We start from the raw sequence: 8,261 nt of genomic DNA on the forward strand, positions 1-8,261 counted from the left end.
TTCATAACATGAATGTGGAGTTAAAAGCGGTAGAGGCGCTTGGGGTTATCGACCAGAATCTTGCTAAACAGTGTCGTATCTTGCGTCCAGTGCCACAAGGTATCTAACAACTGGCCATCATTTGGCATCTCAGCAGCAAAACATGGGTGAGGCCAATCCGAACCCCAGACACATTGCTCTTCATTCGCTTCTAACAAAGCTTGAGCAAATGGAGAAACGTCATCATAAGGCGGCGATTGAGGCGACAAACGATACGGAGCCGACAGTTTTGTCCACACTTTCCCTTCGGCCTTAAGCTTCAATAAGGTTTGAAAACCAGGATGAGAAATCAGCTTGTTTGTTGGCATATGTCCAAGATGATCAATCACTACGGGCACAGGTAAAGCCCTTAATCGCTGATATAAGTCATCAAACTGCGAAACATCAATTAAGCATTGAAGGTGCCAGTGTCGCTCTGCAAGGCGAGCCGCTAAACGTTCAACATCACGCCACTTAATACCACCTTTAAACAGCAAATTCATCCGCACCCCACAAAATCCGGCTTCTTGTAGCTCATCAAGCGTTTGCTCAGACACATCCGCATCCACGACCGCGACGCCTTTGTAGTCGTAACCTTGCTGGCGTAAATACCGTAATGTATCAAGATGCAACTGGTTGTCATTGCCATACACACTCGGCTGAACCAGCACGCCATGACGGATGCCTAATTGCTGGTGCAAATGCAGGTACGCGCCGACGCTGGCATCAGGTGGCGTGTAGGTTCGCGTTTCACAGTACGGATAACGTGAAGAAAAAACGTGGGCGTGACAATCAACCGCGTCTTCAGGAATCGCGATTGTTGGTTTATGTACCAATGGGTCCGCCGCTTCACAAAATGGAATTATGCTCATCGAAAATCATCCTGTCAGAAAGGTAGAGGTGCCATAAACGAAAGCACCTCTTGAAGACTTAACTAAAGTTCTCACTCAGCCAGTTCGCGATCACGCCAGAGAACTGAATAAACTTAGGATCGTCGTCCAACATCCATTCGGTGTGACCACCTTCAGGCAGTAAGAATAGAGATTTCGGCCCAGGGTATTTCGCGTACAGCGACTTTGCTTCGGTCACTGGGTGAAGGTCGTTTTCTGCACCGTGCGCAATCAAGATTGGCGCGTCTGCAAATCGCTCGTCCAGTAGGGCTTCCGGTTTGAAATTGATGAGAGAATCCGCAAAATCCAGATCAGATGTCACGCCGTAGCCCGGCGCTTTGACCAGTTCAGTGAATACATATTCGCGGCTTACTGGGTCAAGCGGGTAGATTTCAAATGGATCAATCCCCTGCTTTTCTCCACCAAGAGCAAGACGTGTACGCTCTTCTAACATAAATTGACGGAACGCTTTCCAACCGTGCTCACCACGTTGAGCAACCTGAACACGTACCGCATCATAAAAGCCGTTCATGGAGATAAGGCCATCAATCCCATCTTGGCAAACGCGGTAAGCATCAAGAATTAATCCCCCCGCCATGCCCCAGCCAGCCAGTACGACTTTGCGCCCTTCCTCGTTAGCGCGCTGTTTCACAACCGCAACCGCGTTCGCGATGTCACGTACTTGTTCATCTAGGATAACTCGCTCACGAATACCCTCAGATTCACCAAAGCCACGGTAGTCAAATCCGAATACTGTAAAGCCCCTCGCAGTTAAGGCTCTCGCGTAACGCTCTGGGTGAATATTTTTTTGCCCAGTAAAGCCTGAGCAGACAATAACGATCGGTAAGTCTGGGTTGTTAACGTTCTCGTCAGTAAAGAAAGCGCCATCAAGGCGTAGACCATCACTAATTACTGGGGCTTTTTGTTCAATCATAATTATCTCGTCCAAATGAATGTGTATGCTCGACAAAGAACTCCTTGTCTTAAGTCACATCATGTTCGAATTTTGATAGCAATAATTTAACAATTGCGACATTCTTATCCAGAAATACGACATAGATGAACTGCCCACTTGGTGACCACAGAGAATGAAAACGACACACACGTATCGCATTGGTTTTTTCCTTATTCCTGATTTTTCGATGCTCTCTTTTTCGGCGGTTATCGAACCTCTTCGAATGGCCAACCGCCTCGCTGGTTGCGATTTGTATCAGTGGGATATTTATGGATTCGAAGATAAAGAAGTATCGGCCAGTAATGGCGTTTCATTCTCGCCAACACAGTCAGTCAACAACATTGCTCATTTAGACTTGCTGCTGGTTGTGGCAGGTATTGGCGCCCACGTTGCTGCTGCGAGTGGCTCGGTGAATCAGTGGTTAAAGCAAGCGCTTCGTCAAGGCATCGCCGTGGGCTCGACTTCGACAGGTAGCGTGTTGTTAGCAAAAGCGGGCCTATTAAAAAACAAAACGTGTACCGTGCATTGGGAGTCCGCCAACAGCCTGGCAGAGGAGTTTCCAAACATTAACGTGACCAGTGAGTTGTACGAATTCGACCCACGCACACCAACTTGTTCGGGCGGCTTAGCCGGTTTGGATATGATGCTTCATTTAATTACAAACCAACATGGGAGTGACTTGGCGAATCAAGTGGCAGAGCAATGCATTCACCCTGCGATTCGACCCGCGCATGATAAACAGCGGATGTCGTTAATCCGTAAGCACAACATCCGCCACCCGCGCCTGCTCGACGCTGTAGAGATCATGGAAGCCAACATGGAAGAGCCGCTAAAGTGCTATGAAATTGGCGAGCAAGTAGGGTTATCGGTCAGGCAGATGGAAAGGTTATTTTTGCAATACTTGCAAGACAAACCAGGCAATTACTACCTTCAATTGCGCTTAGAACGCGCTCAACATTTGTTGTTGCAAACCATGCTGTCCATCACTCAAATCAGCACCGCTTGTGGGTTCAGTTCTACATCGTATTTTGCGCGCTGCTACAAAAAACGCTATGAAAAAACGCCGCGTGAAGAGCGACGTTTAGCTTAAGATTGAGTAAGAGAAAAGAAGTTCGATCTCATCGTGATGTGTCAGGCAACGTGTCAGACGGCTTATCAGACAACGTGCCTTGGTAAAGCATTGATAACCAAGCAAGTACCTGCTCTTTACTGACTTTATCAAGCTGCAAACAGCCCTCTTCTATCGCTGACACGCGTGAAGCGGGCAGTTCTTTCTCTGCCAAAGTACGAAACTTACCTCGCATCTCGTCTCGACTGAGCGGATTTTCAGGATTACCTCGCGCGATACAGGGAGGCGAAGTCAGTTTGTCGCCATTTTTCAACGTCACCACGACATGCGCCCAGCGTTCGGCTGGAAACTTATCATTGTAAGCAGGCTCTTCAATTAACTTCATCCGCTCCGTAAGTGCCAAGCGAGCAGGATCTTTCAGTCCTTTGGTAACGGCTTCTACCGTGACCGTATTATCCATGACCACACTCGCGACTGAAAATGGCAAACTGTACTGAGCCTGCTCGGTTGTCTCAGGGCGCTTGGTATGCAGGCACACCGCCTGGTGAAAGCTGTGAACTTCGATAAGTTCAATCTCATCAGGTTTTAGTTTATTTTCTTGTTGCAGTGCTCTCACCGCTTCAACCGCAGGTTGAGCCCAACGACAAACCGGATACGGTTTAAAGTATTGCTCCAGAATATACCAGCGCTGCCCTAAATCTGCCCACAAAGCGTGAGTTTGTTGGTCCAGCAAAGTCACGGCTGGCGCGCCAGTAAAGCCCTCTTCTGCCAGTTCTGCACTGGCAAAGCCCGCCATCGCTCCCCAGCCAGAGCCGTCTTTAAGCATGGTTGGATGTTCAATACAACGCATCATTTGGCTGCGTGGACCATAAAACTCAGCAATGCCGAGCGCATGCTCTGTTTGTGCCTCCGTTAAGCCTTTTCTTCTTGCAGACACCGCAGCGACGCCCAACGCATTCCAAGCACCAGAAGTATGATAATCACAAGCGGTTTGATGCAGCGCGATTCCGGCGCGAGTTGCTATTTCGTAGCCAATGACGAGGGACGTTAATAACTCTTCTCCCGTGCTCACTGACTCATGCATACTGGCGAGCAGCCCCGGCAAAACAGCGACGCCAACATGGCCTTTCGTCAGGACTTGGCCGTCGTGCGCGTCCATGCTGTCAATCAACATGCCGCCATATAGAGCCGCCCCACAACCACTGGCCGTGTGATCAGAAAACAGCATCGGCGTATCACCGGCAAACTGCTTCTGCGCGAGTTTAGCTACCATATTTTGCAGTTGCGTCGCTTTACCTGCTGCGGCGACACCCAACAGATCCAAGACGCAATATTTCGCTTGTTCAATAACGTCAGCAGGAAGCTGTTCAAAGGTTAATTCGTGAATAAATCGATGAATAGATTGCATCATCTACTGCTCCAGTTTTAGCGTTTTGCCTTCGACAATAGCGTTGTGATTAATGGTGTATTGCTGTCTCGCACGGTAGGCAGCTCGAACCTGGCTTTGTCAATATCGTCCAATGACAAGGTCGCAGTTATCAAGGTTTCACCATCTTCTGCCTGCGCCAATAGCTCACCCGTTGCAGACAAAATACAGCTTCCTCCCCAAAACCACGCTTCGCCCTCTGGCCCGTAACGATTGGCCATCAAAACTGGGGTTCCGTAGAGCACCGCATAGAATTTAACGTTAACTAACCAGTTGTCTTCATTGGAAAAGTCTTTACTGACAATACTGCTGGCCGAGTTGATCGGCGCGAGCAAGATTTCAGGCTTATCGAGTAGCGCGCAATGAACCAAAGGTGGATTCCATAAATCGGCACAAATTAAAACCGAGCCTCGCCAATTTTCGTCAAGAGAAACGCTGGTGGTAGCCTCTCCCGAATGAAACCACTTACCCTCTTCAAGCCCACCATAGGTTGGTAAATTGACTTTGCGATGCACAGCAACCACCGTACCACCGAGCAACCAAGCCATCGCGTTGTAGTATTCTCCCGGAGCGGCCTGTTCAACAAAGCCGACAATCACGGACATGTGCGGTGCAAATTGCGCAAGCTCTTTAAGCCGAGCATCATCACGCTTCATGGCAACTTCACGCACAGAAGATTGGAGCTGGTATCCGGTCAAGGAGAGTTCAGGAAATAGCAATAGCTGCGACCCCAAGGCCGCAGCTTGCTTTATGTAATCCTGATGAGTATTCAGATTGGCATTCACATCGCCTAACTGGGCGTTGATTTGGGCCACACTGACTTGCAGGATAGTCATGGTATTACCCCAAGTTATGCTCAGATAGGAACTGGCTTGCGACTTCTGAGATCGAACGTCGCTCCACATCAACTTGTTGATTCAAAGTCGACATCGTATCGCCATCGATCGCCGCAGAAAGCGCGTTCATTTGCTCGGCAAGCTCTGGGTTCGCATCTAGCGTTTCTTGGCGAACCACAGGTGTGATCGCGTAATCAGGGAAAAACTGTTTGTCATCCGTTAAAACGGTAAAACCGAATGCTTTGATACGACCATCTGTTGCAAACACGAGCGCAGCATCAACTTCTTTCCCTTTCAGCGCATCATAAGTTAACCCCGTATCCATACGTTTCACTTGGTCTCGTGAAGCTTTGAATTTGTAGGTTTTCTGTAAAGGTCGGAAGCCATCTTTTCGTGCATAGAATTCCGCATTCAAAGCAATGGTCATTGGCGGGTCTTGGCGCATTTGCTCGGCAAACTCGGACAAGGTTGAGATGTCACGTTGTTTCGCATCGTCACTGCGCATAGCGAGCGCGTAGGTGTTGTTCGCTTTTGAAGGGTTAAGCCAAACTAGGCCTTTCTTCGCATCGAGTTCCTTAACGCGTTGATACACTTGCTCTGCTGGGAGCTTGTCTTTGACTTTGTTGTAAATGATCAGTGATGTGCCCGTATATTCCCAATAAAGATCAATCTGTCCGTTTTCTTGCGCTTTTCGCAAAACCGCGCTGCCCATGCCCGAACGTTTATCAACGTCGTAGCCTTTTTGGGTTAAATATTGAGACGTAATTTCCGTTAAAAGCTGTTGTTCTGTAAAGTTTTTACCACCTACAACGATTTCCGCGGATGCGTGAAAACTTGAAAGCAGTACACCAACGGCCAGCAAGCGGCGAGTAATTTGCTTTAACATGTTTGACTCCTGTCTATGTTCAATTTTTAGGATTGTTATTGTCTAGCTCTAATAGGGTTACAGCCTTTAGGTACAGTGACATAGGAAACGGCTCCTACCACACTGTCGATAGCGATAGCCAACATTGCTGTAGGAATAGCGCCTGCCAGCATCATGATGGGTTCATCCAGATCAATACCGGTAAAAATGAGCTCCCCTAACCCACCGCCACCAATTAAGAAGGCTAGTGGCACGGTGCCCACGTTGACAGCTAACGCCGTGCGGATACCGGCAAAAATGACGAACAGCGCATTAGGAATTTCAACCTGAAATAACATTTGTAACTCGGTCATACCAATGCCTGACGCCGCTTCTTTTAAATGAGCAGGCACTTCTTTCAGCCCGATGTAGGTGTTTCTGACAATCGGCAACAACGAGGCAATCGTCAGCCCAAATACCGCAGGCACGGTGCCAATGCCAAGAAAGCTCATTGCCAGCGCAAGAATAGCTAAAGTAGGAATCGTGGTCCCCACATTCAAAACCTGCATCGCCGATTCTGCGACTTTCTGAAAACGAGGACGGCTGAGCAATACGCCGACGGGAATAGCGATTAGGATCGCCAATCCACCAGACAGCAGCACCAGTTCAATGTGCTGAACCGTCAAATAAACAATGTCTTCTTGGTAGTAAAGAAAATCATCGATCGTACCCGCGCCTTGTAAATAAATACCCAACGCAAAGACACACGCTAATAAAACGAAATAGTAGGTTTGTTTTAGCTGATTGGTCACGATGCCTCCTTAGCCTGATGCAATGGCTGCGGCTGACTAGGAGAGGTATCGCGCTGATAAGTTGCGCCTAGATAATGAGTAATGCCGCGCTGTGTGACTTCGCCCACTAAGCGGCCATTCTCGTCAACACACGGCATCCAAACAATGTCGTGCGTGAACATCTTCGACGCGACTTTACGCAGATCATCCGTGGTTCGGGCGATTGTTTTCAGGCCGACATAATGTTCGCCGCAGTACCCCTTCATATTGATTGCGGTAGCTTTTGGCACATAGCCGATAGGTTGGTGTTGGTCATTCACTAATATCACGGCGTCGCGATACCCATACGCGTCAATTTTGGTTAGAGCGTCGGCAAGCGTATCGTTAGGTTTCACGTACGCAAAAGTGGTCTGCATGACGGATTCAGCCGTCACTAAGCGAAGACGTTTAAGTGCGCGATCATCTCCGACAAAGTTTTTCACGAAATCATCTTTCGGGTGTGCGAGCAAATCGTCAGGCGTATCGTACTGAACCAGGTGACCATCACGGAAAATCGCAATTCTATCGGCCATTTTGACCGCTTCATCAATGTCATGACTGACAAACATGATGGTCTTGTTGAGCTCTTGCTGCATTTTAAGGAACTCATCCTGGATTACTTCACGGTTGATCGGGTCAATCGCGCCAAAAGGTTCATCCATCAGCATGACGGGAGGATCCGCAGCTAGCGCTCGGGCAACACCAATTCGTTGCTGCTGTCCGCCAGACAACTCATTTGGATAACGATTAAGGAAGACACTAGGATCAAGAGCCACCATCTCCAATAGCTCTTTTGCACGCGTCATGTATCTTGCCTTATCCCACCCTAATAACTTGGGAACCACCGCGATGTTTTCGCCGATCGTCATGTTGGGAAATAAGCCAATTTGCTGAATAACATAACCGATATTTCGGCGCAGAGTGACTGTATCCATCCCTGAAGTATCTTCACCGCCAAGATAGATCTTGCCAGATGTCGCGGGAATAATTCGGTTGACCATTTTCAGCGTGGTAGTTTTGCCACAACCGGATGGGCCAAGTAACACACAAATTTCACCACTGGGAACTTCCATCTCAATGTGATCTGCGGCAGTCACCGGGCCATTAGGCGTTTCAAAAATTTTGGTTAGCTTGTCAATTTTGATCATTTGAATGTCCCTATTATTTGTCCTTTATCGATCTGCAGTCAGGCCCGGTGGCGTTAATCTTTTTTGTAGTCGAATCAATCCGTAATCCGCGATGATAGCCAGAAGGCTGACGGCGATGGCACCAACAATCAGTTGTCGAGGATCACTTTGCGATATGCCACGGCTGATAAACACGCCCAACCCTCCTGCTCCGATATACGCGGCGATCGCCATAACGCCAATATTCATTACTACTGCCGTTCTCA

At 48.4% G+C, this 8,261-nt stretch carries 8 protein-coding genes and 1 pseudogene; 1 reads left to right on the forward strand and 8 read right to left on the reverse strand.

Features of this window, described 5'->3' with window-relative positions:
* Window positions 1-20: 20 nt before the first annotated feature.
* Window positions 21-890, reverse strand: a complete 870-nt coding sequence (locus CAG69_RS13270) for an amidohydrolase family protein (protein WP_161444606.1) — start codon at window positions 888-890, stop codon at window positions 21-23.
* A 58-nt stretch (window positions 891-948) separates the two neighbouring features.
* A complete protein-coding gene (locus tag CAG69_RS13275) occupies window positions 949-1,842 on the reverse strand; it encodes an alpha/beta hydrolase (RefSeq protein ID WP_161444608.1) in 894 nt (297 codons plus the stop codon).
* A 154-nt stretch (window positions 1,843-1,996) separates the two neighbouring features.
* Between CAG69_RS13275 and CAG69_RS13280 the strand changes: the two genes are divergently transcribed.
* Window positions 1,997-2,953 carry a GlxA family transcriptional regulator gene (locus CAG69_RS13280; RefSeq protein ID WP_005375751.1) on the forward strand — a complete coding sequence of 319 codons (957 nt, stop codon included), beginning with the start codon at window positions 1,997-1,999 and terminating at the stop codon, window positions 2,951-2,953.
* 28 nt (window positions 2,954-2,981) lie between these two features.
* On the opposite strand, the gene CAG69_RS13285 is transcribed toward CAG69_RS13280, so the two are convergent.
* The 6 genes and pseudogenes from CAG69_RS13285 to CAG69_RS13310 all read right to left on the reverse strand — a co-directional run.
* Window positions 2,982-4,343, reverse strand: coding sequence for an MmgE/PrpD family protein (locus tag CAG69_RS13285; RefSeq protein WP_161444610.1), 1,362 nt, complete (start codon window positions 4,341-4,343; stop codon window positions 2,982-2,984).
* A 14-nt stretch (window positions 4,344-4,357) separates the two neighbouring features.
* Window positions 4,358-5,194 (reverse strand): nitrilase-related carbon-nitrogen hydrolase, encoded by an 837-nt coding sequence (locus CAG69_RS13290; protein ID WP_161444612.1) that lies wholly within the window; start codon window positions 5,192-5,194, stop codon window positions 4,358-4,360.
* Between the two features lie 4 nt (window positions 5,195-5,198).
* A complete protein-coding gene (locus CAG69_RS13295) occupies window positions 5,199-6,080 on the reverse strand; it encodes a glycine betaine ABC transporter substrate-binding protein (protein ID WP_161444613.1) in 882 nt (293 codons plus the stop codon).
* A 35-nt stretch (window positions 6,081-6,115) separates the two neighbouring features.
* Window positions 6,116-6,850 carry an ABC transporter permease gene (locus tag CAG69_RS13300; protein WP_006742426.1) on the reverse strand — a complete coding sequence of 245 codons (735 nt, stop codon included), beginning with the start codon at window positions 6,848-6,850 and terminating at the stop codon, window positions 6,116-6,118.
* Entirely contained in the window at window positions 6,847-8,016 is a 1,170-nt protein-coding gene (locus CAG69_RS13305) for an ABC transporter ATP-binding protein (protein ID WP_046873661.1), read from the reverse strand. Before CAG69_RS13305 ends, CAG69_RS13300 begins: the two co-directional genes overlap by 4 nt.
* A gap of 24 nt (window positions 8,017-8,040) precedes the next feature.
* Window positions 8,041-8,261: pseudogene (locus CAG69_RS13310) on the reverse strand (choline ABC transporter permease); the annotation flags it as partial.

The organism is Vibrio sp. V43_P6S15P86 (assembly GCF_009904725.1).
Classification (GTDB): domain Bacteria; phylum Pseudomonadota; class Gammaproteobacteria; order Enterobacterales; family Vibrionaceae; genus Vibrio; species Vibrio diabolicus.

Coding starts and splice junctions, on each gene's coding strand:
- CAG69_RS13295 (WP_161444613.1), bottom strand. CDS start 6,080: ATGTTAAAGCAAATTACTCGCCGCTTGCTGGCCGTTGGTGTACTGCTT.
- CAG69_RS13270 (WP_161444606.1), bottom strand. CDS start 890: ATGAGCATAATTCCATTTTGTGAAGCGGCGGACCCATTGGTACATAAA.
- CAG69_RS13290 (WP_161444612.1), bottom strand. CDS start 5,194: ATGACTATCCTGCAAGTCAGTGTGGCCCAAATCAACGCCCAGTTAGGC.
- CAG69_RS13275 (WP_161444608.1), bottom strand. CDS start 1,842: ATGATTGAACAAAAAGCCCCAGTAATTAGTGATGGTCTACGCCTTGAT.
- CAG69_RS13305 (WP_046873661.1), bottom strand. CDS start 8,016: ATGATCAAAATTGACAAGCTAACCAAAATTTTTGAAACGCCTAATGGC.
- CAG69_RS13285 (WP_161444610.1), bottom strand. CDS start 4,343: ATGATGCAATCTATTCATCGATTTATTCACGAATTAACCTTTGAACAG.
- CAG69_RS13280 (WP_005375751.1), top strand. CDS start 1,997: ATGAAAACGACACACACGTATCGCATTGGTTTTTTCCTTATTCCTGAT.